Genomic DNA, 25773 nt, shown 5'->3' with positions numbered 1-25773 from the left:
GGCTGATCGTTCCCACCGCGGTGAGAACGATCAGTCGAAGCGATTAAAGAACCTGGCGCAGAAACGCCTGGGCGCGAGGGTCTTTCGGGGCGCCGAAGAACTCGGCCGGCGAAGCGTCTTCCAGCAGTTTCCCGTGATCGAAAAACAGCACCCGATCCGCCACTTCCCGGGCAAAGCCCATTTCGTGGGTGACGCAGACCATGGTCATGCCTTCGACGGCCAGGGTTTTCATCACGTCCAGCACTTCGCCGACCATTTCCGGGTCGAGCGCGGACGTCGGTTCATCAAACAGCATGACCTTCGGTTCCATGGCCAACGCGCGAGCAATCGCCACACGCTGTTGCTGGCCGCCAGACAGGCGCGACGGGAACTCGTTGGCCTTCTGCGCGATGCCGACCTTTTCCAGCAACGCCATGGCCTTGGCCTCACGCTCCCGCTTACCGCGCTTGCGCACGACTTTCTGGGCCAGACAGAGGTTGTCCAGCACGGTCATGTGTCCGAATAGGTTGAAATGCTGGAATACCATGCCGACGTCCCGACGATAGGCATTCACATCAGTTTTTGGATCGGCCAGTTGCAGGCCGCCAATGCTCACCGAGCCTGAGTCGAATGCCTCAAGGCCATTGAGGCAGCGCAAGAAGGTTGACTTGCCGGAGCCGGACGGACCGATCACCACCAACACCTCGCCCGTGGCGACGGTGGTCGATACGTTATCCACCGCACGAACGACCTGACCACGGGTATCGAAGACTTTTACCAAATTGCGGACTTCAATCACTTTGCGCGAGCCTCCGCTCAAGCCGGCTGGCGATTTTCGACAGCGGCAGGTTGATCAACAGGTACAGCGCGGCGACGCAGAACAGGATCTCGAACGGCGAGAACGAGGTGGTGATGACTTCTCGGCCGCTTTTGAGCAGTTCAGTGATCGCGATCACCGACACCAGAGAGGTGTCCTTGACCAGACTGATGAACTGACCGGCCAACGGCGGCAGCACACGCTTCAACGCTTGCGGCAGCACCACGTGGCGCATCGACTGGCCGGCACTCAACCCCAGCGAGCGCGCGGCTTCGTTCTGGCCACGGGCAATGGACTGCACGCCAGAGCGGATGATCTCGGCCACATAGGCGCCGGTGAACAGCGACAGCGCAGCAATCCCGGCGAATTCTCGGGACAGGTTCATCACGGTGCCGATGAAGAAGTAGAAGATGAAAATCTGTACCAGCAGCGGTGTACCGCGCACCAATTCGACGTAGATCGTCGAGAGGTCGCGCAGAGTCGGGTTGGTGGACAGTCGGCACAGGCCGGTAGCCAGGCCAATCAGCAAACCAAGGACGCCAGACACCATCGACAACCACAGCGTGGTCCAAAGACCCCAGAGCAACGGGCCTGCGGCCCAATGTCGGGTCACACCGACAACGTCGCCTTCAGCCACGTCATCACCCTGAGCAACTTGCAGGCTATTGTCATCGACCGTCAGGTGTTGTTCGACGCCCGCGTCATTACGTAGGGTGACCTGAGCCTTGTCACCTTGGCGCACCAGTTCGCTGACCGTGGAAATATCGGCGGCGCGCAGGGACTCCTCGGCGTGGTAGGCGAAGTACTGCGGCACACGATTCCAGCGCCATTCGTAGGCCATCAGCGAGGTGGCGTAATACAACGCGCCGGCCAGGCCGATGAGCACGAGCACGGTCAGGACGTGCCAGGGCAGTTGGGATTTTTTAGCTTTCATTTGCAGGACTCTTAGATTCGCTCGTTCCCACGCTCTGCGTGGGAACGATCAGCGGTGGGCTATTCCATGTCCTTGAGCCAAGCGGTGTCTTTGAACCACTTGTCATGGATGCGATCGTAGGTGCCGTCTTCGTGGATCTGGTGCAGGAAGTTGTTAATGAAGTTAAGGCTGTCGTAGTCACCCTTCTTCAGGCCAAAGGCCAGTGGCTCGTAGGTGAACGGCTTGTCGAGGAACACCAGCTTGCCTGCACCGACCTTAGTCACCGCCACGACGTTATAAGGCGCGTCGTAGATGAAGGCATCGGCCTTACCGTTGACCACGTCGAGCACGGCTTCCTGCTCGTTGTCGTAGCCGTGGTACTGGGCTTTGGAGATCATTTTCCGGGCGACCATTTCGCCGGTGGTGCCGAGTTTGGAGGTGATACGGTAGTCGGCGGTGTTCAGGTCCTTGTAAGACTTGATGGTGCCTTCAAGCTCCTTACGAATCAGCAGGGTCTGGCCGACCACGATGAACGGTTCGCTGAAGTTCAGGCGCAGGTTGCGCTCTTGGGTCAGGGTCATACCGCTGCCGATCATGTCGAACTTGTCGGTCATCAGGGCCGGGATGATGCCGTCGTAGCCTGTAGACACCAGTTCCAGCTTGACGCCCATGGCCTTGCTCATGGCTTTGAGGATGTCGACTTCGAAACCAATGATCTCGCCGCGCTTGTTGGTCATTTCGAACGGCATGTAGGTCGGGTCCATCCCGACTTTCAGCGTGCCGCGCTTGACCGCGTCATCGATGGCACCGGCCTGCGCCGCGCTGACTGCAACCAGTGCCGTGACGCCGACCAGCAGCATCGAGAGATACTTCTTCATCATCAAGTCCCCAAACCATTACGTGTGAGGCGCACAAATGGCCGTTCCCGCTGCGGAAACGCACCAATACGGACACAAATTATCCGGGCGCACCAATTCGGGGACGGATGCTAACGCACTCGCTCGTTTGCACAAGGGTTTACGCAGGATTTGTTACTCATACGCCGATCGTTCCCATGCAGAGCGTGGGAACGATCAGCCACGATCAGTCGGCGCAAAAAAAACCCCGCTTTCGCGGGGTTTTTTCGTCAGGCCAACTGAGGTTGTGCGCTCAGTGGTTTGAGCGGCAGCACCGGCGCATGCGGATCGGCTTTCACCGAAGTCCGCCAGGCGTCCAGCCACTCGGCGTGGCCTTCATTCCAGACTTGCTCATGCAAACGACCCAACGCCACCGGGTCACTCAGCAGTTGCAGACGGTCGTGGTTATTCAGCCCAGAAGGTCCGACCTTCAACGCATGACGAACGCGCTCGACCCGCAGCCATTCAATCGGCTCGGCCTGACCGTGACGGGAAGTCGCCAGCGAGCACGCCAACGCGTTCTGCTGGGGATCGACCACCGCGCGGATGAAGCCGTCTTTCAACGCGTGATAACGGTTTTCATGGGTGTACTGATCCGTGGCCAGCAGGGCTTGTGGCGGATTGTATTCCTCAGGAATCAGGAACAGGCTCTCGTCACGGGACTTCAGGCCCAGACCGACACGGCTGGAGATCACCGACACCGGAATCGACAGCATCAACGAACCGACGATCGGCACCAACCACCACAGGAAGCTTGGGTTCAGCCAGATCACCAGCAAGGCCCAGAAGAAGCCCAGCAAGGTCTGTGGACCGTGGCGCTTGACGGCTTCGCTCCAGGGCGTGGAGTCATCATCACGTTGCGGCGAGTTCCAGGTCGCGGCCCAACCAAGGAACGCGGCAAGGACGAATCGGGTGTGGAAAATCATCCGCACCGGCGCCAGCAGCATGGAGAACAGCATCTCCAGCAGCATCGAGAACGTCACCTTGAACTTGCCGCCGAACTCTTTCGCGCCCTTCGCCCAGATCAGGATGATGCTCAATAACTTTGGCAGGAACAGCAACACAATAGTTGTCGAGAACAGCGCGACAGCCTTGTCCGGATGCCATTGCGGCCACAGCGGATAGAGCTGTCGCGGTTCCATGAAGTATTGCGGTTCCATCAGGGTGTTCACCGCCAACAACGCCGTGGACAACACCAGGAAGAAGAACCATAACGGCGCCGACAGGTAAGACATCACCCCGGTCAGGAACACCGCACGGTGTACCGGGTGCATGCCTTTGACCAGGAACAGCCGGAAGTTCATCAGGTTGCCGTGGCACCAGCGACGGTCACGCTTGAGTTCGTCCAGCAGGTTCGGCGGCAACTCTTCATAGCTGCCCGGCAAATCGTAGGCAATCCACACGCCCCAACCGGCACGGCGCATCAATGCCGCTTCGACGAAGTCGTGGGACAGAATCGCGCCCGCAAATGCACCTTTACCCGGCAACGGCGCCAAGGCGCAGTGCTCGATGAACGGCTTCATGCGGATGATTGCATTGTGGCCCCAGTAGTGGGATTCACCCAACTGCCAGAAGTGCAGACCGGCGGTGAACAGCGGACCGTAGACACGGGTCGCAAACTGCTGCATGCGCGCATACAGGGTGTCCATGCCCGACGCACGAGGCGCGGTCTGGATGATACCGGCATCCGGCGTCGCTTCCATCAAGCGCACCAGGCTGGTCAGGCATTCGCCGCTCATCACGGAATCCGCGTCGAGCACGACCATGTACTTGTAGTCACCGCCCCAGCGACGGCAGAAGTCATCGAGGTTGCCGCTTTTGCGTTTAACGCGACGGCGACGGCGACGGTAGAAAATCTTGCCGAAACCCTTGGCCTCGCGGCAGACATCCAGCCAGGCCTGTTGCTCGGCGATGCAGATGTCGGCTTCGTTACTATCGCTCAGGACAAAGAAGTCGAAACGATCAAGGTCACCCGTGGCCGCGACCGACTCAAAAGTCGCCCGCAAACCGGCAAATACCCGTGGCACGTCTTCGTTGCAAATCGGCATCACCAGTGCGGTGCGTGCGTCCTTGGCGATCGGCTCGTTGCCAGCGCTGGCGCCGGAAATACGGTATTTATCATGCCCGGTGAGCAACTCGAGGAAGCCCATCAACGCGGTCCAGAAACCTGCCGAAACCCAGCAAAAGAGAATCCCGAACAGGATCAGGATGCTGGTTTGCAACGCATACGGCAGCACTTGCGTCGCGGTGGCCAGGAACGGTTGGCGCAGCACTTCGTTGAGGTCAACAAACGACCAGCCCTGATACGGCATGATGCCTTTCATGTACCAGCCGGCAACGATGGTCTGGCCCAGCATCAGTACCAGCAGAATGTAGCGACGGATCGAGCCCACGGTCCGCCAGCGAGCCGCCGGCAGCACACGCTCATCCTTCGGCGGAGCCGGAGGATTGGTGCGACCCGTCATGCGCCGCCAGCCACGTACCAGAATATTGGTGCGCCATGGCTCCGGCACAACTTTGGTCCGGCGGATGGGAGGCGTCGCCTTGAGGCAGACCCGACCACTGGCGTCGACGGCCAGCATCTGCGCTTCGTCCAGCTCTTCGGCGGTGTTGAGCGTCAAACGACGGCCGACAGACGCTTGAGCCGCGTCGGTCGGTGCGTCGAATGTCGAAGACGACAAGCGTTGGTGCAGTTCGCTGAAGGACTGGCAGCCCGCGAGTTCCGCGCGCTGCTCGTCGGTCATCGGTAAATGCGCCAGGTACTCGGACAGAGTCTCTGGCTGTGGGTGAGAATTACTCATCGGCAGGCAACTGGTAGCTCCAGGTCTCGGTCAGGACTTCTTGAGTCGATGCCGATTCCGGTGTGGCTGGGACCGCGTCTGCAGCCACAGGCTGTTTGGCGTCTTTGGCGGCCTGATCCTTGCCAACCTTGGCTGGCTTGGCATCAGCTTGTTTTGCGTCGCCCTGCTTGGCGTCCTTGTCTTCCTTCTCCTGTTGCTTGGCGGCGACTTTATCAGCCTTGGCCACGGAGGAGCTGGACGTAGGAATCGAGGTGTTCGCAAGGTCAGCAGGCACGATGTTCTCGACCAGCGCCGCGCGCATCTCGGTGGACTTGCTCGGGTCCTTGATTTTCATCCGCAGCGTCAGGCGCCAGCCCTTGGTCTCAGGGTTATAACGCACGCTGTTCTCGACCAGTTCGGCGTTGTCGCCAACGCTGACCTGACTGCTGACATCGGCAGTTTCCGGCAAGGCAGCAAGCGATGGGCCTTCGAAGTCGACCAGATAGGCAACACTGCCATCAGGCTGACGAATCAGATTGGACTGTTTCACGTCACCGGTAGAACGCAGGGTCTGCTTGACCCAAGCGCTGTCCTGAGCGTGAAGCGCTGCTTCGTCGATGGTCCAGTGCATGCGATAAGCGACGTCGAGCGGCTGGCCAGGCTCTGGCAGTTTTTCCGGGCTCCAGAACGCAACGATGTTGTCGTTGGTTTCGTCGGCGGTTGGAATCTCGACCAGATCGACAGAACCTTTGCCCCAGTCGCCTTTGGGCTCGATCCAGGCGCTTGGGCGCTTGTCGTAGCGGTCGTCGAGGTCTTCGTAGTGGCTGAAGTCACGGCCACGTTGCAGCAAGCCGAAACCGCGCGGGTTCTCGATTGAGAAGTTGCTCACGGCCAAGTGTTTCGGATTGTTCAGTGGACGCCAGATCCATTCGCCGTTGCCGGCATGGATCGACAGACCGCTGGAGTCATGCAGTTCGCGGCGGTAGTTCAGCACTTTCGACGGCTGATTGGCGCCGAACAGGTACATGCTGGTCAGCGGCGCGACACCGAGCTTCGTGACTTTGTCACGCAGGAACATCCGTGCCTTGACGTCGACAATCGTGTCGCTGCCTGGACGCAGGGTCAGGCGATAGGCACCGGTGGCGCGAGGCGAATCCAGCAGGGCGAAAATCACTAGGTGCTTGTCGGTCGGTTTTGGCTGTTGAATCCAGAACTCGGTGAAGCGCGGAAACTCTTCGCCAGACGGCAGCGCGGTATCGATAGCCATGCCGCGCGCGGACAAGCCATAGGTGTGCCCCTTGCCGACAACGCGGAAGTAACTCGCGCCGAGCATGGTCATGATTTCGTCTTGCTTGTCGGCTTTGTTGATCGGGTACAGCACACGGAAACCGGCATAACCCAGTTGTTCGGTGGCTTTAGGATCAAATTTCAAGTCGCCGAAATCGAAACGACTCGGGTCGTATTTGATCTCTTCAACGTTACTCGCCGTGATTTCGTTGATTTTCACCGGCGTGTCGAAGTGCATGCCCTGGTGATAGAACGAGAGCTTGAACGGCGTTTTCTGATCGGCCCATTCGGCTTTTTCGGTGCGGAAACGAATTTTTTGATAGTCCGCGAATTTCATCTCGCGGAATTCGTTCGGCAGGTTACTGCGCGGGGCTTCGTATTTCTGCCCGGCCAGCTCTTTTGCCTTAACCGATACATCATCCAGATTGAATGCCCAAAGCTGGCCGGCGCTGAACAGGCAAAGCAGTGCCGAGCCCGCTACCAGTGCGCTTCGTATCCGTTTGGTAGACAATTTTGGTGCATTACAGGGACTAACAATCACGAGCAACCCTCGCCGAAAACAGATCAAAAAACCAACGGCCAGATTAAGTGCCTGCAAGGAAAACGGTATGAAAAAACCGACCTTGCAAACCACCCTTGCCAAGTTGGCGAGCATTATTCCGACTCCGATGGGGCTAAATGATTCCCCAAACGGTCCCGGACAAGTCTCTACCTAAGTCAAAATGGACCAACGAACGCCGATCCCCGTAGCGCGCGATTATCTAGTAGGCCGCGTTACAACGCATCAGGGGTAACAAAGTATTTATCGCGAAAAACCCCTGTTTTCAGTCGAAACACCTCTAAAAAGATCTTTCAAGCAGATTCAGGTCTGTAACAGGAAGGTTACCGGGCCATCGTTGACCAGATGCACCTGCATATCCGCGCCGAATCTACCTGATGCCACAGTGCCATGCACCTGTTTCGCTTTGCCTAATAGATAGTCAAAAAGTTCTTCACCCAACGCCGGAGGCGCCGCCGTCGAAAAACCGGGGCGCAACCCGCTCTTGGTGTCGGCGGCCAAGGTGAACTGCGACACCAGCAGCAACCCACCTCCCACCTCTGCCAGGGACAGATTCATCTTGCCCTCGGCGTCGCTGAATACCCGATAGTTAAGCAGCTTATGCAGAAGTTTGTCGGCGTTGAGGCGAGTGTCATCGGGCTCCACCGCTACCAGTACCAACAAACCCTGGTCCACCGCGCCGATCACCTCCCCCGCCACCTCGACTCGCGCGCCTCGCACGCGTTGTAGCAGCCCCTTCACGCTTCTTCCGGTGGCAGATCAAGCAAACGGCGGGCCATCTGGTCAGCGGCACGCACCAGCGCATCGGTAATGCCCGGTTCCGACGCCGCATGCCCCGCGTCGCGAATAATCTGCAATTCGCTGTTCGGCCAGGCTTGATGCAATTCCCAGGCGTTATCCAGCGGGCAGATCACGTCGTAACGACCGTGAACGATCACGCCCGGCAAATGGGCGATCTTGCCCATGTCGCGGATCAGTTGGTTGGGTTCCAGGAACGCGTTGTTGGTGAAGTAGTGGCATTCAATGCGGGCGATGGACAGCGCACGCTGGGGTTCGGAAAAACGGTCGACCACCAGCGGGTTCGGACGCAGGGTGGCCGTCCGACCTTCCCAAGTGGACCAGGCTTTGGCGGCGTGCATCTGGGCAATCTGATCGTTTCCGATCAAGCGCTTGTGGAACGCGCTGAGCAAGTCGTCGCGCTCGTCCAGTGGAATCGGCGCGATATAGTCCTGCCAGTAGTCGGGGAACAGACGGCTGGCGCCGGCCTGGTAAAACCATTCGATTTCCTGCGGACGGCAGAGAAAGATCCCCCGCAGGATCAGACCGTGTACACGCTCCGGGTGGGTTTGCGCGTAGGCCAAGGCCAGCGTCGATCCCCAAGAGCCGCCGAACAGCACCCATTTCTCGATGCCCAGGTGCTTGCGAATCCGCTCAAGGTCGGCGACCAGGTCCCAGGTGGTGTTGTTTTCCAGGTTGGCGTGCGGTGTGGAACGACCGCAACCGCGCTGATCGAAGGTCACGATGCGGTACAGGTTCGGGTCGAAGTACCGTCGGCTTTGAGCATCGCAGCCGGCACCGGGGCCGCCGTGGATGAACACCACCGGCAAACCTTGCGGTGAACCGCTTTCGTCTACATACAGGGTGTGAGTTTCATCGACGGCCAGATCGTGCCGGGCGTGGGGTTTGATCTGCGGGTACAAAGTCTGCATTGCGCGCTCCGTAAGGGGTCGAGGTCATCCCTGGGGGGACTTCTATTAGTCTGCCGTCCGGCATCATAAACCCGAATTACGTCAATGAGCATGCCCTTGCAGAGTCAGAGTTTGTCAGCCATGTACACCAGCAAGGTTTCGTAGAGCCGGTCGACCTCCGGCACTTGCCCCCGAGCCCGCAGACAGCCGTGAACCAACCCTGGCCCACAGTAAAGCGTCGCGGCCACGCCGGCGGCATTCAGGCGCTCGGCATAGACGACGCCGTCATCGCGCAGCGGGTCGAACTGCGCCACGGCAATCAAGGCCGGTGGCAATCCACTGAAATCGGTGGCCAGCAACGGCATCGCGTAGGCCGTCAGTTTTTCGCTGCCCCGTAGATAGAGTGCCTGGTAGCACGCCAGGTCGCTGCTGCTGAGTAGCGGCGCGTCGGCGCACTCCTCGCGCGAGGGCAATCGCTGATCACCGCCCAGGCCCGGATAGATCAGGACCTGCGCCATGGGTAACGGCTCGCCAGCGTCACGCAAGGCCAGGCAGAGGGCCGCGGCCAGATTACCGCCGGCGCTGTCGCCGGCCACGATCATTTTTTCTGGATCGAACCAAAAGGGCCCCGAGCGCAGGGCTCGCCAGACCTTCAGGCAATCTTCGAAACCGGACGGAAAGGGATGTTCAGGCGCCAACCGATAGTCCACGGCAACCACCACCGCCCCCAGCGTTGCCGCCAGCTCTGCGCAGATAAAATCGTGGGAATCCAGGTTCCCCACCACCCAGCCGCCGCCATGCAGGTACAAGAGGCAAGGCCAACCGCTGGCTGCTGGCGTCACCGGTGGTCGATAAGACCGGACCGCCACCCCGGACAGCGTGAAGTCCGTGACTTCAAGCCCGGCAGGACGTGGCGGGGTAAAGGCCCGGCACATTTCGCTGTAGGCCTGACGCAACCCGGCGAGGCTACTGTCGGTGCTGTTGAAGCCGAGGGTTTTCGCGACGAAGGCTGACATTGTGTCGGTGAGGGGATAAAGGGCCATGAGCTTGCTGTCAGTCCGATCAGGGGATTATGTGGCCAGACTTTGTGTGGGCGCGCGATCAGGCTCGACCCCACACAAAAAGTGCGCCCGGGTTCAGTTTTTCAGGCTGGCCTGTACGCGCGACACGCCATCCTTGCCATCAACACTGCTGACACCGGCTAGCCAGCGTTGAAGATCTTCCGGGTGGTCACGCAACCATTGTTTGGCGACATCCTGCGGCGTTTTGCGCTCCATGATCGGCACCATCAGTTGGCTTTCCTGGGCGGCGGTGAACGTCAGGTTTTGCAGCAGATGATTGACGTTCGGGCAGCGCTCGGCGTAGTCCGCAGCGGTGACGGTGGAAACGGTTGCCGCGCCCTCGTTCGGGCCATAAACGTCGTCACTGCCGGTCAGGTACGCGAGCTTCATGTTGATGTTCATCGGGTGCGGGTTCCAGCCGACGAACACCACGAACTCCTTGCGACTCACCGCCCGCTGCACGGCCGCGAGCATGCCGGCCTCACCGGATTCGATCAGTTTGAAATCCTTCAAGCCAAAGTGATTGGTCTCGATCATGGTTTTGATGGTGGTGTTGGCACCGCTGCCGGGCTCGATCCCGTAGATTTTGCCGCCCAGTTGATCCTTGAAGCGGGCGATGTCGGCGAAGGTTTTCAGGCCCGCCGCCGCAACGTAGTCAGGCACGGCAAGCGTCGCCTGGGCATCCGAGAGGCTGGGTGTGTCCATGACCTTGAGCTGGTTGGCGGCAAGGAACGGCGCAATGTTCTTATCCATCGCCGGTTTCCAGTAGCCCAGAAAGATATCGAGACGTTTGTCGCGGATGCCAGCAAAGATGATTTGCTGCACGGCGCTGGTTTGTTTGCTTTCGTAGCCTAGGCCATTGAGCAACACATCGGCCATGCCGCTGGTGGCGATGACGTCAGTCCAGTTGACCACGCCCATGCGCACGACTTTGCAGGAAGCGTCTTCACTGGCCAGAACGCTGGTGCTCAAGAGGGCGGTGCCGCAGAGGATTGAGAGACAGCGAGTGAACAGTCTTTTCATCGGAATGATCTCGTGCGGCAGATTATTGTTGGGGTCGGTGTCTTCATGCACCGTGCCCAGAACATTACGCAGCGTCGAGCGGGTAAAAGCGAACTGTGGCGACCGAGATTTGCACGGTGGCGACAGTCTGACTTGATTATTCCCACGCTCCGCGCGGGAACGATCGGTCACGCGTAGTGCTTTTGGCCCCAAGCCAATAACCCTTCCAACAATTCCTTCAACACCCCCTGCGTCGGTGCCGCCAAGTCAGGGCGATAGCGGAACGGCTCGGCCTCTTCCATGTAGGTGCATTGCCCCAACTCCAGTTGCACCGCATGGATGTGCTCGGCCGGATTGCCGTAGTGCCGGGTGATGTGGCCACCCTTGAAGCGCCCGTTAAGCACATGACTGTAATCGGTGTGCCGGGCGCAAATCCCTTCCAGCAACGTCTCCAACTGCACAGCGCAACTCTCACCGTTGAACGTGCCGAGGTTGAAGTCCGGCAGCTTGCCGTCGAACAGGTGCGGGACCACTGAGCGGATCGAGTGCGCATCAAACAGCAGTGCGTAGCCGAACTCAGCCTTGAGTCGCGCCAGTTCGTTCTGCAACGTGCGGTGGTAAGGCGTCCAGACGTGCTCCAGATAGGTCGCGCGCTCCGCCGCAGAAGGTTGCATGCCCTCGCGGAACAATGGAGTGCCATCAAACAACGTTGCCGGGTACAGACCCGTGGTCGCGCTGGCGTACAGCGGCTTGTCGTCGGACGGCCGATTCAAATCAATGACATACCGCGAGTACTCGGCGTCCAGGGTACTGGCGCCCAGCTCAGCGGCAAACTCGTAAAGCAGCGGAATATGCCAGTCGGTGTCCTGTAGATTGCGGGCGGCGGGTATCAACCCGGCCTCGACCGCCGGGGTCAGGCGCACGCCGGCGTGTGGCATGCTGATCAGCAGCGGCACGCGGCCTTGTTTGAAGTTCAGAACCTTATCCACAACCACTCTCCTATCAACCTATAAATCGACTTCAACGCCGTGACGCACGACGCGTTTTTCCAGGTCACCGCCCAGCCAATACGACAGGTCGGCAGGACGATCGATGTGCCAGGCGACAAAATCCGCGACTTTGCCAGCCTCCAGCGAACCATGCGTGTCAGCCATGCCCAGCGCAGCCGCGGCATGCAGGGTGGCACCGGCCAGCGCTTCTTCCGGGGTCATGCGAAAACAGGTACACGCCATATTGAGCATCAAGCGCAGCGACAACCCTGGCGATGTGCCGGGATTGAGGTCGCTGGCAATGGCGATTTTCACGCCGTGTTTGCGCAGGGCGTCCATCGGCGGCAACTGAGTTTCGCGCAGGAAGTAGAACGCTCCCGGCAGCAACACAGCGACGGTGCCGGACGCGGCCATGGCGATGGCGTCTTCTTCGGTCATGAATTCCAGGTGATCGGCGGACAGTGCGTGGTAGCGCGCCGCCAAGCTCGACCCGTGCAGCGATGACAACTGTTCGGCGTGCAGTTTCACCGGCAACCCGAGTTCCTGAGCGGTGATAAACACCCGCTCGACCTGTGCTGGCGAGAACGCCAGGTATTCGCAAAACGCGTCGACCGCATCCACCAGCCCTTCGGCAGCCAGAGCCGGGAGCATCTCGGCGCAGAGGTGGTCGATGTAGTCGTCGGCGCGATCTTTGTATTCCGGCGGCAAGGCGTGAGCGGCCAGGCAAGTGCTGCGCACGCTGACCGGCAGTTCGGCACCAAGGCGGCGGATGACGCGCAGAATTTTTCGCTCGCTGGCCAGGTCCAGTCCATAACCGGACTTCATCTCGACCGTGGTCACACCGTCGCGCATCAGGCTCTTTAGGCGCTTGGCCGCGCTGGTAAACAACTCGTCTTCGCTGGCCGCACGGGTGGCGCGCACAGTGCTGGCGATGCCGCCACCGGCGGCAGCGATGTCGGCGTAGCTGACGCCTTGCAGGCGCTGTTCGAATTCACCGCTGCGATTACCGCCGAACACCGTGTGGGTGTGGCAGTCGATCAAGCCCGGAGTGACCCAGGCGCCGTGGAGGTCGTTGACGTGCGGGTAGTCGCCAGGCGGCAGTTCGCCGCGAGGTCCGATCCACTCAATGTGCGCTCCTGACGTCACGATGGCGGCATCCTCAATGATTGAGTAAGTGCCCCGCGCCATGCTTGCAACGTTGCAGTGTTGCCAGAGCGTTTTCATCCGTAGCCTCCGAGGTTATCGATGAGAGAAAGAAGGGTCGCGTACAACTTCAGCCGCCTGCCCTGCTGCCGGTTTAACCCAGGTCAGATACGCCAGCACCAACAGGACGATCCAGACCACGCCAACAATCAGCGCTGCGCGACTGTCAGGGAAATAGCCCAACACGCCGAAGATAAACAGCATGAAGACAATCGCTGCGATTGGCGCATACGGCCAGAACGGCACCGGAAATTTCAGCCGTTTGACCTGTTCGACGGTCATGGAACGACGCATCGCAACTTGAGTGAACAGAATCATCAGCCAGACCCAAACAGTAGCGAAGGTCGCGATGGAGGCGATCAGCAAAAACACGTTTTCCGGAATCAGGTAGTTCAGCACCACGCCCAGCAGCAACGCGGCGCTCATCACCACCACGGTCATCCACGGTACGCCCTGACGCGATAACCGGGCAAAGGCCTTGGGCGCATGACCTTGTTCAGCCAGACCGTACATCATGCGGCCGGCGCCGAAGATGTCACTGTTGATCGCCGAAACCGCTGCTGAAATCACCACGATGTTAAGCACGGTCGCCGCCGAACTGATGCCCAGACTGTCGAAAATCTGCACGAACGGGCTGCCCTGAGTACCGATCTGGTGCCAAGGGAAAATCGACATCAGCACCACCATCGTCAGCACGTAAAACAGCAGAATCCGCAGCGGTACAGCGTTGATCGCCTTAGGCAAAACATGTTGCGGATCTTTGGCTTCACCGGCGGTGACGCCAATGATTTCGATGCCGCCAAACGCAAACATCACCACGGCAAACGACGCGATCAAGCCGCCAATGCCATTGGGCATGAAGCCGCCCTGGGTCCAGAGGTTGCTGAGGCTGGCCACCGACGTGCCCGGCGCACTGCTGATACCGAACAGCATGATGCCGAAGCCGCCGAGGATCATCGCGATGATCGCGGTGACTTTGAGCAGTGACAGCCAGAACTCCATTTCACCGAAGACTTTGACGTTGCACAGGTTCAGCCCACCGATCACCGAGACGATACCGAGGACCCAGATCCAGCGGGCGACCTCAGGAAACCAGAAGCCCATGTAAATGCCGAACGCGGTGACGTCAGCCAGGCCGACGATGACCATTTCAAAGGCATAGGTCCAGCCCAGAATGAAGCCTGCCATTGGTCCCAGGTACGTGCTGGCGTATTGACCGAAGGAGCCAGCGACCGGGTTATGCACCGCCATCTCGCCGAGGGCGCGCATGACCATGAACACTGCCGCGCCACCGATCAGGTACGCCAGCAGAACCGCCGGACCGGCCATCTGGATGGCCGAGGCAGAACCGTAAAACAGCCCGGTGCCGATCGCCGACCCCAATGCCATGAAGCGAATATGTCGGGCTGAGAGCCCGCGTTTCAAACCTTGCGTGCGCGGTTGCATTGCTCGTCCTTAATTATTTTTATTGGAGGAAATGATCGCTCCCACGCAGCGCGCGGGAACGATCATAAAACCGAGGCTAATTACAGGCTCGGCAGCAACTTCACCGACACCAGCTCATTCAGGCAACGCGTCGCCAACAGCTCAGTCGCTGCATTGATGTCCGGTGCAAAGAAACGATCCTTCTCATAAAACGGCACTTCAGCCCGCAGGATGGCGCGCGCCTTCTCCAGTTTCGACGACGTCTTCAGACCGTGACGCAGGTCCAGCCCCTGGCAGGCAGCCAGCCATTCGACCGCCAGAACGCCGCGCGTGTTTTCGGCCATTTCCCACAGGCGCTTGCCAGCGGCTGGCGCCATGGAAACGTGGTCTTCCTGGTTGGCGGACGTCGGCAAGCTGTCCACCGAATGCGGATGAGACAACGCTTTGTTCTCACTGGCCAAGGCAGCGGCCGTCACCTGGGCGATCATGAAGCCGGAGTTCACGCCGCCGTTGGCCACCAGGAACGGCGGCAGTTGCGACATATGCTTGTCCATCATCAACGAGATACGACGCTCACTCAGCGAGCCGATTTCAGCGATGGCCAGCGCCATGTTGTCAGCGGCCATGGCCACGGGTTCAGCGTGAAAGTTACCGCCGGAGATCACGTCACCTTCGGCAGCGAATACCAGCGGGTTATCCGACACGGCGTTGGCTTCGATGACTAACACGTCGGCCGCGTGCCGGAACTGAGTCAAACAGGCACCCATGACTTGCGGCTGACAGCGCAGGGAGTAGGGGTCCTGGACCTTTTCGCAGTTCTGGTGCGAATCGGACACTTCACTGCGCTCGCCCAGCAAGTCACGGTAAGCGGCAGCCACGTCGATCTGGCCTTTCTGGCCTCGGGCGGCATGGATGCGCGCGTCGAACGGCGAACGCGAGCCCAGCACGGCTTCAACGGTCAGGCTGCCCAGCGCCACGGCACCCGCGAACAGATCTTCGCCTTCGAACAGACCGCGTAATGCGTAGGCAGTGGACACCTGCGTGCCGTTAAGCAGTGCCAGGCCTTCTTTGGCAGCCAACGTCAGCGGCGTCAGGCCGGCGATTTTCAGCGCCTCGGTGGCGTCCATCCATTCGCCTTTGTAGCGCGCCTTGCCCTCGCCCAACAGCACCAGCGACATGTGCGCCAACGGCGCCAAATCACCGGAAGCACCGACCGAGCCTTTCAAGGGAATGTGCGGGTACACCTCGGCGTTGATCAGGGCGATCAGCGCATCGATCACCACCCGACGAATACCGGAGAAACCACGGCTCAGGCTGTTGACCTTAAGCACCATGACCAGACGCACCAGTGCGTCGCTGATCGGCTCGCCGACGCCCGCCGCGTGGGACAACACCAGTGAGCGTTGGAGGTTTTCCAGGTCTTCGCTGGCGATGCGGGTCGAGGCCAGCAGGCCGAAACCGGTGTTGATGCCGTAAGCGGTGCGGTTCTCGGCGAGGATCTGTTCCACGCAGGCGACACTGGCTTCGATCTGGGCCGAAGCGCTGTGGTCGAGGGATATTTTCACCGGTTGCTGATAGATATCACGCAGTTGGGCAAGGCTCAGTTGGCCGGGGATCAGGTTAAGCGCAGTCATTTCATTCTCCTTTTGAGAGTTTTTATTAACTCACCAGACGCTCCGGAAATTTCCGTTGTCCGTCGCCGCCCGCGTTGTTAAGCGGGGGCGCCTTGGCACGCTGGTTTTGATGGATATCAGTGCAAGTTCGGTAACACGTGTTGCAGCAGATTCGGGTCTTTGACAATCGACGCAGCGCTGGCGATGTCCGGTGCCAGCCAGCGGTCCTGGTCATACGCCGCCACCCGCGTGCGCAGCAACCGCCACGCCGCGTCGGTGCCGACGCCAAAAGAGTGTTGTTTGAGAAATTCGAAAGCCTGGGCCGCCAGCAAATACTCGATAGCGAGGATCTGCGTGCAGTTTTCCAGCACCTGGTGCAACTTCAGCGCTGCGTTAGTGCCCAGGCTCAGGTGGTCTTCCTGAAGGCCCGAAGTAACGTAGTTGTCGAGCACCGCCGGCTGCGCCAATTGGCGGTTTTGCGCACACAACGAGGCGGCGACGTACTGGACGATCATCATTCCGGAATTGACGCCGGGATTGGCCACTAGAAACGCCGGCAACCCACTGACGTGCGGATTGATCAAACGGTCGAGGCGACGCTCTGCAATCGAGCCGATTTCTGCCATGGCAATCGCCAGCACATCGGCGGCCAACGCCACCGATTGACCATGCGGATTGGCTTGGGACATGACCCGGAAACTATCCGGGGTGCCCAACAGCAACGGGTTGTCGGTGGCGGCGTTGAGTTCGGTTTCAATCTGCACGACGGCGTGCGCCAGTTGATCGCGGGCCGCGCCGTGAACCTGCGGGATCGAACGAATGCTCAGTGCGTCCTGAGTCCGGAGGCCCAGGCTAGTGGCAATCACTTCACTGCCTGCAAGCAACGCCCGCAGGTTGCTGCCGACCTGCTGCATGCCCGGGTGCGGCTTCAATGCGATGATTTCGGCATCGAACGCGGCGATCTGACCGCGCTGCGCTTCGAAACTCATGGCGCCGATCACGTCCGCCCATTGCAGCAGGCGCGTCGCATCGGCGAGCGCGAGGCAACTCAGGCCGGTCATGCACGGCGTGCCGTTGACCAGGCACAAACCGTCCTTGGCACCGAGCAACACTGGCGCAAGCCCGGCTTCAGCCAAGGCGTGCTCAGCGCTGACAATTTGCCCGCGATAGCTGACATTACCGACACCCAGTAGCGCAATGCTGATGTGGGCCATATGGGTTAAATAACCCACCGACCCCTGGGACGGTACTTGCGGGGTGATACCGCGATTGAGCAGCGCCAGCAGGGCTTCAACCACTTGGCGATGAATACCGGATTTGCCCTGGCTGTAATTGAGAATCGCGGCACAGAGAATGGCGCGGGTCTGCTCGTCGGCCAGCGGCGCGCCAACGCCACAGGCGTGGCTGAGCAACGTGTTGCGCGACAGTTGGCTGAGTTGGTGATCTTTAAGCGAAACATTGCACAGGGCACCCAGGCCGGTGTTGACGCCATAGGCGCGTTCGCCGCTGACGACGATGCGCTGGACGATGGCCTGAGCATTGTCGATCCGTGCCCATGCCTGCGCAGACAGCTCAAGCTGTGCGCCATGACGGGCGACCATGACCACATCCTGCCAACGCAACTTTGCGTCGGCGATAACGATTTTTTCAGCCTGGGACATCGTTGACCTCTTGAACTTGATCGTTCCCACGCTCTGCGTGGAAGTGCCGCCTGGGACGCTCTGCGCCCCGTTTTCAGAGCAAGGCTCAAGCCCTGCGCAGGTGTGACGCGAAGCGTCACGGGATGCATTCCCACGCAGAGCGTGGGAACGATCAGTGCTTAAACCACTGCGGCCCGCCGCTGTACGAACCGATCCACATACTCATCCGCCGGTGAATGCAGGATCTCGCGCGGCGTCCCCACCTGAATCAACCGCCCATCCTTGAGGATCGCAATGCGGTTGCCAATGCGCACGGCCTCGTCGAGGTCGTGGGTGATGAAGACGATGGTCTTGTGCAGGGTCTTTTGCAGTTCCAGCAACTGGTCCTGCATCTCGGCGCGAATCAACGGGTCGAGGGCGCTGAACGCTTCGTCCATCAGGATGATGTCAGTGTCCGCCGCCAAAGCACGGGCCAGGCCAACGCGCTGACGCATGCCACCAGAGAGCTGATGCGGGTATTTGTTTTCGTAGCCCTTGAGGCCCACGGTGTTGATCCAGTGCAGCGCGCGCTCGGCGCACACCTGCTGGCTCTCGCCGCGCACTTTCAAGCCGTAGGCGACGTTGTCCACCACGGTCTTGTGCGGCAGCAGGCCGAAGCTCTGGAACACCATGCTGATCTTGTGCCGACGGAATTGGCGCAGGGCTTCCATGTCGTATTGCAGGATGTCCACGCCGTCCACCAGGATCGCGCCGCTGGTGGGATCGATCAGGCGGTTGAAGTGACGCACCAGCGTCGATTTTCCGGAACCCGACAGGCCCATGATCACAAAGATTTCGCCGGTGGCGATGCTTAACGACAAATCGTTCACGCCGACCACGCAGCCGGTATCGGCCAACACTTGGTCCTTGGTTTTGCCCTGGCCAATCATCGCCAGTGCATCCTTGGAACGGTTGCCGAAAATCTTGAAGACGTTTTTGACTTCGATCTTGCTGATGGCTGCGTTGCTCATTTGTTCGCCTCATGCCGTGGCCGACCATAGGCCTGAGTAATGCGGTCGATGACCACTGCCAGAATCACGATCGCCAGACCGGCCTCCAGGCCTCGTCCAACGTTGAGGGTCTGAATCCCCACCAACACATCTTCGCCCAGGCCACGAGCACCAATCATCGAGGCAATCACCACCATCGACAGGGCCATCATGGTGGTCTGGTTGATCCCGGCCATGATGCTCGGCAGGGCCAGGGGCAATTGCACCCCGAACAGTTGCTGCCAGCGGTTGGCACCAAAAGCGTTGATCGCTTCCATTACCTCACCGTCCACTTGGCGGATGCCCAGATCGGTCAGACGAATCAGCGGCGGCGCTGCGTAGATCACGGTGGCGAAAATCGCTGGCACCTTGCCCAGGCCGAACAACATCAGCACCGGGATCAAATACACGAAGCTCGGCATCGTCTGCATGATGTCCAGCAGCGGCATCAGCACCGAACGCAGACGATTGCTGCGGGCCGAAAGAATGCCCAGCGGAATGCCGATCAACACCGAGATTAGCGTCGCCACCAGCATTAACGCCAAGGTCTGCATCAGCTTGTCCCAGAGGCCAACCGCCCCCACCAGAAACAGCAAACCGACGATGACCACGGTGGTAACGACTTTGCGGGTCGCGTGCCACGCGATGCCGGCCACGATGGCCAGCATCAGCCACCAGGGCGCTGCACGCAGCAGGCCTTCAAGGTGGACGATGGCCCATAGGAGGGTGTCGGAGATCTGCCGGAACACGTCGCCGTAGTTGGTCACCAGCGAATCGACCCAACCGTTGACCCACTCGGCAATGGAAAAGGTAAAGCTTTCGGGAAACATAAGAGACTCTCAATCAAGGGGTTGCGATCAAGCGTCCGACTGCCGTCGCCGGCAGTCGGAAAAGCCCGACCTACAAGGCCGCGTCGATTTTCCTGGCTGCGTCGTCGCTCACCCAGGCATGCCAGACCTCAGGATGTTCCTTCAAGAAGATCTTCGCCAGTTTTGGCGATTCGATCCGCTCTTTGGTCATGCGCCCCAAGTTTTGGTTGAGGATGTCGATCGGCAGGTTGACCTTTTCCAGCACAGCCACCAGTTCCGGGGCCTGGTCGTGGAAGGTCTTGGACAGCCCGACTTTGATGGTCACGCGCTTGTCCACACCCGGTTTCTCTTCAAGTTTCACCAGGTCCACCTGGCCCATTAGCGGCGTTGGCGACCAGTAGTAGAACAGGATCGGCTCGCCACGCTTGTAGCTCGACAGCACCGCCGCATCGAGCGCCGGACCGGTGCCTGGGCGGAAGTTGGTGTAGCTGCTTTCCAAACCATAGCTTTTGAGCATTTCGCTGTTGTCGAGTTCACAGGTCCAGCCGGCCGGACAGTTGTAGAAGCGGCCCTTGGAGGGCTCTTCCTGATCCTTGAACACAGCAGCGTACTGGGCCAGGTCAGCAATGTTTTTCAGACCCGCAGCCTTGGGCTCCAGCTTGCGTTTGGCGTCACCTTCGATCACGTAGCGCGGCACGTACCAGCCTTCAATCGCACCCACCACCGGAGCGCCGACACCGACGACTTTGCCGGCCTTCTCAGCCTTGTTCCAGACCTCGCTACGGCCAACCCATTCTTCGGCAAACACTTGAATATCGTTGCTGCTCAGGGCGTTTTCCATGGTGATCGAGTTGCCCGGCAGGCTGTCGGTCTTGCAGTCGTAGCCTTTCTCCAACACAACTTGCAGCACGTCGGTCAGCAGCATCGCGCTTTCCCAATTCAGGCCGGCGAATTTCACCGGTTTGCCCGACTCACACCAACCGGCAGCCTGAGTGGCGCCGGCACTGGCCAGCAAGCCGATGGAAAGCAAAGTGCTCAGCAGGGTCTTGTTCGATTTCATTGTGTGACGCTCCTAATCATGAGTTGGCTTACGGCAGTCAAGAGGCATCCAGCCCTGTCCACGTCCCATCAAGGTCTAGATCGCAGCAGCACGACCGGCCTTACTCAGCTTTTGTTCGGTGACCACGCCCTGCTCGACCGGCAGGATCAAATGATCGGGTATTGGGCTGTGCCACTTTTTAGCGGCGAAGTAATACATCACCGCAGGCACCACCAGGCCGATGATCCACGAGATGTCGGTATCACCGAGACTCGCCACCAGAGGGCCCGTATAGAAGTGGGTAGACATGAACGGCATCTGAATCAACACGCCGAACACATAGATGCTGATACCCATGAGGTTCCAGCGACCGTAGCGAGCGTTCGGGTCGGACAGTGCCGGGATGTCGTAGCGTTCTTTGGTGATGCAGTAGAAGTCCACCAGATTGATCGCGCTCCACGGCGTGAAGAACGCCAGCAGGAACAGGATGAACGCGGAGAAATCCTTGAGGAACGAGTCCTTGCCCAGCAACGCCAAAGCGGTGGCCAACGACACCATGATGAAGATGTACAACAAGCGCACGGCACTTGGGATGTGCCGGCTGCCACGGAAGCCGCTGATGATGGTCGCGATCGACATAAAGCTGCCGTATGCGTTGAGTGTGGTCACCGTGACCTTGCCAAACGCCACCGCGAAGTACAGCAAACCGGCGACGATACCGGTGCCGCCGAGGCTGACGATGAACGACACTTCATGGTGAGCGAATTGTGAGCCCGCCAGCGCTGCGGCGAACACACCGAAGACCATCGACGCCTGCGCGCCGATCACCGAACCCAGGCCCACGGCCCAGAAGGTTTTCGAAGCCGAAGTGCTGCGCGGCAGGTAACGCGAGTAGTCCGCCACATAAGGGCCGAACGCGATCTGCCAGGACGCCGACAGCGACACCGCCAACAGGAAACTCGCGAGTGAGAAATGCTTGTTACCGAGCAACGCCATGATGTCGTTGCCGGCCAACAGTTTGTAGAACAGGTAAACGAAAGCGATCACACCCAGGACGCTGGCGATCCGGCCGATGCCGTGAATCACCCGGTAGCCGAAGACGGTGAAGACCATGATCGAGCCGGCGAACAGCACAATGCCGACCCAGTCTTCGACGTGCAGCAACTGCGCCACTGCTTGCCCCGCCAGCAACGAACCACTGGCCGAGAAACCGATGTACATCAGGCACACCAGCACCAGCGGAATCACCGCTCCATACACGCCAAACTGCACGCGACTGGAGATCATTTGCGGCAAGCCCAGTTGCGGGCCTTGGGCCGCGTGCAGCGCCATGACGCCGCCGCCGAGCAGTTGCCCGATCAACAAGCCGATCAACGACCAGAACACATCGCCGCCGAGCACGACGGCCAAAGCACCGGTCACAATGGCGGTGATTTGCAGGTTGGCACCCAGCCACAGGGTGAACTGGCTTAATAGACGACCGTGTCTTTCCGCTTCCGGGATGTAGTCGATCGAACGTTTCTCGATCAACGGTTTACTGCCTGCACGATCGTTGTTAACAGCCATGGTTCAACCTCTGTGGATTGTTATGGGATTCACTCAAACGGGTATTTCAGCGTTATTTACCGGTAATCATCGGCAGGTTCAGGCCTTGCTCTTTGGCGCAGTCGATCGCGATCTGGTAACCGGCATCGGCATGACGCATAACGCCGGTCGCCGGGTCGTTGTGCAGCACGCGCGCAATGCGCTCGGCCGCTTCGTCCGTACCGTCGCAAACAATCACCATGCCCGAGTGTTGAGAGAAGCCCATGCCGACGCCACCGCCGTGGTGCAGGGAAACCCAGGTCGCACCGCTCGCGGTGTTGAGCAGCGCGTTGAGCAGCGGCCAGTCGGATACCGCGTCAGAGCCATCCTGCATCGATTCGGTTTCGCGGTTCGGGCTGGCCACGGAGCCGGAGTCCAGGTGGTCGCGACCAATCACGATAGGCGCAGACAATTCACCGCTACGGACCATTTCGTTGAACGCCAGACCGAGCTTGGCGCGCTGGCCCAAGCCTACCCAGCAGATACGTGCCGGCAGGCCCTGGAAGCTGATGCGCTCGCGGGCCATGTCCAGCCAGTTGTGCAGGTGGGCGTCGTCCGGGATCAACTCTTTGACTTTGGCGTCGGTTTTGTAGATGTCTTGCGGATCGCCCGACAGCGCAGCCCAACGGAATGGACCGATACCACGGCAGAACAGTGGACGGATGTAAGCCGGCACGAAACCCGGGAAATCGAATGCGTTTTCCACGCCCTCTTCCTGGGCCATCTGACGGATGTTGTTGCCGTAATCGAAGGTCGGAATGCCCATTTTCTGGAAATCGAGCATGGCTTTCACGTGGACCGCCATCGATTGCTTGGCGGCTTTGACCACGGCAGCGGGTTCGGTCTTGGCGCGAGCGCGGTACTCCTCCCAGGTCCAGCCAGCCGGTAGGTAACCGTTGAGTGGGTCGTGGGCGCTGGTCTGGTCGGTGACCATGTCCGGGCGCACGCCGCGCTTGACCAGTTCCGGCAGGATTTCAGCCGCGTTACCCAGCAGGGCAATGGAAATCGCCTTGCCTTCTTTGGTGTATTTGGCGATGCGAGCCAAGGCGTCGTCGAGGTCAGTGGCTTGCTCGTCGACATAGCGGCTGTTCAGACGGAAATCGATACTGACCTGCTGGCATTCGATGTTCAGCGAGCAAGCGCCCGCCAGCGTAGCCGCCAGTGGTTGAGCGCCGCCCATGCCACCGAGGCCAGCGGTCAGCACCCAACGACCGGTGAGGTTGTCGTTGTAATGCTGGCGACCGGCTTCAACGAAGGTTTCGTAGGTGCCTTGAACGATGCCCTGGCTGCCGATGTAGATCCAGCTGCCAGCGGTCATCTGGCCGTACATGGCCAGGCCTTTGGCGTCGAGTTCGTTGAAGTGTTCCCAACTCGCCCAGTGGGGCACCAGGTTGGAGTTGGCGATCAGTACGCGCGGTGCGTTGCTGTGGGTCTTGAACACGCCGACCGGCTTGCCGGATTGCACCAGCAGGGTCTCGTCGTCGTTCAGGTGGGTCAGGCTTTCGACGATCTTGTCGTAGCATTCCCAGTTACGCGCTGCACGACCGATACCACCGTAAACCACCAGTTCTTTAGGGTTCTCGGCGACTTCCGGGTCGAGGTTGTTCATCAACATGCGCAGCGGCGCTTCAGTCATCCAGCTCTTGGCGGTCAGCGTGTTACCACGGGCCGCACGGATTTCGACGTCACGGTACTTAGTAAAAGCAGCAGTCGTAGGTTTCTGGGTATTGTCAGTCACGGAAAAAACTCCTCAGCGATCAATCCAAGCCAACCCTGGCAGTGGGCAAGCCAGCCTGTGCGCGTCTTGCGCCACAAGCGAATCAGTGGGCGTTGCGAGGAGCCTCGGTCGACTCATACGCATACGTCTTTACTTGTACATACAAGCATATGCAATCGAGCGGCCAACTTGATGGATGGGGCTTCAAGAAAACTTCTGGGAAGGCTGGAAGGCTTGCAGATCAAGGGTTTTGCAGCAGATGAAATTTTTCGGGGCGTTTTTGCGCGGGGGTGACGGCTGTTACTTGAGCGTGGCTTTGCGCCACGCCGGGGCGTTCGGTAACAAAGTGGTGCGCATTTTCGAATCGCTTGATCGTTCCCACGCACGGCGGGGTAACGATCGGTGTAGGGGGTTGATCAGCGTGCAGCCAGCTCAATCACGCAGCATTGGCCACTGACAGAAACTTCCAGCAGCCCGGCATTGCCGTTAAGTTGCAGGCAATCATGGCGACCCAATTGTGCGTTGTCATGACCGACCTGCACTTGCAGCACCTCCGTGACGCTGAACACCAGCAATGTACCGGCGGAACTGAAAAACCGCTGCTCACCGGCCAGCCACTGCAAACGCGCCCTGTAGCGCTGCGGCGCATAAATCAGGTTGAAGTCGCGAATCGGCCCGTCGAGCAAGGAACACGACACCTGACTCTCACCGCTGAACGCAAACGGGTCCAGCGCCAACAGCGGTCGGGTGTCCCGATCGTCAACGCACAACGTCATGCCCTCGCCTTGCAGCACCGTGATGACTCGCTCGTAACCTGCGAACGTCGAGAAGCCGCCCGACTCAGCGATGTCGGCAATCGATAGGCGCCAGCCGAAACCGTCGAGACCAGTACCGGTATCGCGGGTAATTTCTTCAGTGCTGCCTCCGCCGTTTTTCCACGGCATGCGCGGGTAATCTTCAGCCCGCAAAACCTTCAACTGACTCATGCCTTTCTCTCACTTATGAAAGCGCCCTTCCAGACGATGACGCGAACCTGGGTGGATCAATCGCGCGGCGGTGACCGGCTGACGGCCAGACCAGGTGCGGCGACGAATCAGCAAGCATGGCTCGCCCTTTTCAATCTGCAGCAATTTGCACTCGGACGGCTCGGCAAGGATCGCCTCGACCACGTGCTCGCCTTCCGTCAGCGGCGCGACCTGGTTCAGATAGGCGTAAGGCGTTTGCAGGGTGAAATCCTGCTTGAGGTAGTCAGGTGCCACCAACGCATTGACGAAACGGTCTTCGATTTGCACCGGAATATCGTTTTCGAAATGCACGATCAGAGAATGGAATACCTTTTGGCCTTCACGCATGTCCAGCGCCAGGGCACGCTCTGAGCCGGCAGACTCTTCTTCGAGGGTGATGACTTTGCAGGTATGGCGATGGCCACGGGAGGCGATTTCGTCGGCGATGTTATGAACTTCAAACAGCGCCGACTGGCTTTTCGGCTCCGCAACAAATGTACCGACCCCTTGCATGCGCACCAGCAAACCGTCGGCGGTCATCTCACGCAGGGCGCGGTTGATGGTCATGCGGCTGAAACCCAGTTGGGTGACCAGTTCGCTTTCGGAGGGAACACGGTGGTGCGGCGGCCAGTTTCCACTGTCGATTTGCTGAGTAATCATCTGCTTGACGCGGGCGTACAAGGGCGCCGGACTGTCACCCATGTACGCGGCCAACGGAGAGACGGCAGGCGGAGTCGGCA

21 protein-coding genes are annotated in these 25773 nt (G+C 59.7%); all 21 read right to left on the bottom strand.

Going from position 1 to position 25773, the window contains the following annotated elements:
- Positions 1–43 precede the first annotated feature (43 nt).
- Positions 44–778 (bottom strand): amino acid ABC transporter ATP-binding protein, encoded by a 735-nt coding sequence (locus tag RHM68_RS01360; RefSeq protein WP_322220166.1) that lies wholly within the window; start codon positions 776–778, stop codon positions 44–46.
- Positions 771–1730 (bottom strand): amino acid ABC transporter permease, encoded by a 960-nt coding sequence (locus RHM68_RS01355; protein WP_322220165.1) that lies wholly within the window; start codon positions 1728–1730, stop codon positions 771–773. The genes RHM68_RS01360 and RHM68_RS01355 overlap by 8 nt, the downstream gene beginning before the upstream one ends.
- A 59-nt stretch (positions 1731–1789) precedes the next feature.
- A complete protein-coding gene (locus RHM68_RS01350; RefSeq protein WP_322220164.1) occupies positions 1790–2587 on the bottom strand; it encodes a transporter substrate-binding domain-containing protein in 798 nt (265 codons plus the stop codon).
- 248 nt (positions 2588–2835) lie between these two features.
- A complete protein-coding gene (gene mdoH, locus RHM68_RS01345) occupies positions 2836–5406 on the bottom strand; it encodes a glucans biosynthesis glucosyltransferase MdoH (RefSeq protein WP_322220163.1) in 2571 nt (856 codons plus the stop codon).
- The gene (locus RHM68_RS01340; RefSeq protein WP_322220162.1) at positions 5399–7213 is read right to left on the bottom strand and encodes a glucan biosynthesis protein G; all 1815 of its coding nucleotides are present in this window, start codon (positions 7211–7213) and stop codon (positions 5399–5401) included. The genes mdoH and RHM68_RS01340 overlap by 8 nt, the downstream gene beginning before the upstream one ends.
- Positions 7214–7534: 321 nt before the next feature.
- Positions 7535–7972 (bottom strand): D-aminoacyl-tRNA deacylase, encoded by a 438-nt coding sequence (dtd, locus tag RHM68_RS01335; protein WP_322220161.1) that lies wholly within the window; start codon positions 7970–7972, stop codon positions 7535–7537.
- On the bottom strand, positions 7969–8940 hold the full coding sequence (pip, locus tag RHM68_RS01330; protein ID WP_322220160.1) for a prolyl aminopeptidase: 972 nt from the start codon (positions 8938–8940) through the stop codon (positions 7969–7971). Before pip ends, dtd begins: the two co-directional genes overlap by 4 nt.
- Positions 8941–9044: 104 nt before the next feature.
- The gene (locus RHM68_RS01325; RefSeq protein WP_322220159.1) at positions 9045–9962 is read right to left on the bottom strand and encodes an alpha/beta hydrolase; all 918 of its coding nucleotides are present in this window, start codon (positions 9960–9962) and stop codon (positions 9045–9047) included.
- A 93-nt stretch (positions 9963–10055) separates the two neighbouring features.
- Positions 10056–11003 (bottom strand): choline ABC transporter substrate-binding protein, encoded by a 948-nt coding sequence (choX, locus tag RHM68_RS01320; protein WP_322223648.1) that lies wholly within the window; start codon positions 11001–11003, stop codon positions 10056–10058.
- Between the two features lie 167 nt (positions 11004–11170).
- Positions 11171–11971, bottom strand: coding sequence for an N-formylglutamate deformylase (gene hutG, locus RHM68_RS01315; protein WP_322220158.1), 801 nt, complete (start codon positions 11969–11971; stop codon positions 11171–11173).
- A gap of 18 nt (positions 11972–11989) precedes the next feature.
- Complete coding sequence (gene hutI, locus RHM68_RS01310) at positions 11990–13195, bottom strand: imidazolonepropionase (protein WP_322220157.1); 1206 nt, start codon at positions 13193–13195, stop codon at positions 11990–11992.
- 15 nt (positions 13196–13210) lie between these two features.
- Positions 13211–14620: an amino acid permease gene (locus RHM68_RS01305; protein WP_322220156.1), complete on the bottom strand. Its 1410-nt coding sequence runs from the start codon at positions 14618–14620 to the stop codon at positions 13211–13213.
- Between the two features lie 80 nt (positions 14621–14700).
- On the bottom strand, positions 14701–16233 hold the full coding sequence (gene hutH / locus RHM68_RS01300) for a histidine ammonia-lyase (protein ID WP_322220155.1): 1533 nt from the start codon (positions 16231–16233) through the stop codon (positions 14701–14703).
- 116 nt (positions 16234–16349) lie between these two features.
- On the bottom strand, positions 16350–17873 hold the full coding sequence (locus RHM68_RS01295; protein WP_322220154.1) for a histidine ammonia-lyase: 1524 nt from the start codon (positions 17871–17873) through the stop codon (positions 16350–16352).
- Positions 17874–18031: 158 nt separating this feature from the next.
- Positions 18032–18862 (bottom strand): glycine betaine/L-proline ABC transporter ATP-binding protein, encoded by an 831-nt coding sequence (locus RHM68_RS01290; RefSeq protein WP_322220153.1) that lies wholly within the window; start codon positions 18860–18862, stop codon positions 18032–18034.
- Positions 18859–19710: a proline/glycine betaine ABC transporter permease gene (locus RHM68_RS01285; protein WP_322220152.1), complete on the bottom strand. Its 852-nt coding sequence runs from the start codon at positions 19708–19710 to the stop codon at positions 18859–18861. The genes RHM68_RS01290 and RHM68_RS01285 overlap by 4 nt, the downstream gene beginning before the upstream one ends.
- Before the next feature lie 70 nt (positions 19711–19780).
- Positions 19781–20749: an ABC transporter substrate-binding protein gene (locus RHM68_RS01280; RefSeq protein ID WP_322220151.1), complete on the bottom strand. Its 969-nt coding sequence runs from the start codon at positions 20747–20749 to the stop codon at positions 19781–19783.
- A 75-nt stretch (positions 20750–20824) separates the two neighbouring features.
- Complete coding sequence (locus RHM68_RS01275) at positions 20825–22294, bottom strand: cytosine permease (protein WP_322220150.1); 1470 nt, start codon at positions 22292–22294, stop codon at positions 20825–20827.
- A 52-nt stretch (positions 22295–22346) separates the two neighbouring features.
- Positions 22347–24050: a urocanate hydratase gene (gene hutU, locus RHM68_RS01270; protein WP_322220149.1), complete on the bottom strand. Its 1704-nt coding sequence runs from the start codon at positions 24048–24050 to the stop codon at positions 22347–22349.
- A 395-nt stretch (positions 24051–24445) separates the two neighbouring features.
- On the bottom strand, positions 24446–25015 hold the full coding sequence (locus RHM68_RS01265) for a HutD family protein (RefSeq protein WP_322220148.1): 570 nt from the start codon (positions 25013–25015) through the stop codon (positions 24446–24448).
- 9 nt (positions 25016–25024) lie between these two features.
- The gene (gene hutC, locus RHM68_RS01260; protein WP_322223647.1) at positions 25025–25735 is read right to left on the bottom strand and encodes a histidine utilization repressor; all 711 of its coding nucleotides are present in this window, start codon (positions 25733–25735) and stop codon (positions 25025–25027) included.
- Between the last annotated feature and the right edge of the window lie 38 nt (positions 25736–25773).

The organism is Pseudomonas sp. DC1.2, assembly GCF_034351645.1.
GTDB lineage: Bacteria > Pseudomonadota > Gammaproteobacteria > Pseudomonadales > Pseudomonadaceae > Aquipseudomonas.
This window is presented reverse-complemented; position numbering and strand designations above follow the sequence as displayed.

What these genes read in the sequence shown, in the direction of transcription:
- RHM68_RS01355 (WP_322220165.1), bottom strand. Translation starts at nt 1,730, where the DNA reads ATGAAAGCTAAAAAATCCCAACTGCCCTGGCACGTCCTGACCGTGCTC.
- RHM68_RS01350 (WP_322220164.1), bottom strand. Translation starts at nt 2,587, where the DNA reads ATGAAGAAGTATCTCTCGATGCTGCTGGTCGGCGTCACGGCACTGGTT.
- mdoH (WP_322220163.1), bottom strand. Translation starts at nt 5,406, where the DNA reads ATGAGTAATTCTCACCCACAGCCAGAGACTCTGTCCGAGTACCTGGCG.
- pip (WP_322220160.1), bottom strand. Translation starts at nt 8,940, where the DNA reads ATGCAGACTTTGTACCCGCAGATCAAACCCCACGCCCGGCACGATCTG.
- RHM68_RS01325 (WP_322220159.1), bottom strand. Translation starts at nt 9,962, where the DNA reads ATGGCCCTTTATCCCCTCACCGACACAATGTCAGCCTTCGTCGCGAAA.
- choX (WP_322223648.1), bottom strand. Translation starts at nt 11,003, where the DNA reads ATGAAAAGACTGTTCACTCGCTGTCTCTCAATCCTCTGCGGCACCGCC.
- hutI (WP_322220157.1), bottom strand. Translation starts at nt 13,195, where the DNA reads ATGAAAACGCTCTGGCAACACTGCAACGTTGCAAGCATGGCGCGGGGC.
- RHM68_RS01305 (WP_322220156.1), bottom strand. Translation starts at nt 14,620, where the DNA reads ATGCAACCGCGCACGCAAGGTTTGAAACGCGGGCTCTCAGCCCGACAT.
- hutH (WP_322220155.1), bottom strand. Translation starts at nt 16,233, where the DNA reads ATGACTGCGCTTAACCTGATCCCCGGCCAACTGAGCCTTGCCCAACTG.
- RHM68_RS01295 (WP_322220154.1), bottom strand. Translation starts at nt 17,873, where the DNA reads ATGTCCCAGGCTGAAAAAATCGTTATCGCCGACGCAAAGTTGCGTTGG.
- RHM68_RS01290 (WP_322220153.1), bottom strand. Translation starts at nt 18,862, where the DNA reads ATGAGCAACGCAGCCATCAGCAAGATCGAAGTCAAAAACGTCTTCAAG.
- RHM68_RS01285 (WP_322220152.1), bottom strand. Translation starts at nt 19,710, where the DNA reads ATGTTTCCCGAAAGCTTTACCTTTTCCATTGCCGAGTGGGTCAACGGT.
- RHM68_RS01280 (WP_322220151.1), bottom strand. Translation starts at nt 20,749, where the DNA reads ATGAAATCGAACAAGACCCTGCTGAGCACTTTGCTTTCCATCGGCTTG.
- RHM68_RS01275 (WP_322220150.1), bottom strand. Translation starts at nt 22,294, where the DNA reads ATGGCTGTTAACAACGATCGTGCAGGCAGTAAACCGTTGATCGAGAAA.
- RHM68_RS01265 (WP_322220148.1), bottom strand. Translation starts at nt 25,015, where the DNA reads ATGAGTCAGTTGAAGGTTTTGCGGGCTGAAGATTACCCGCGCATGCCG.
- hutC (WP_322223647.1), bottom strand. Translation starts at nt 25,735, where the DNA reads ATGGGTGACAGTCCGGCGCCCTTGTACGCCCGCGTCAAGCAGATGATT.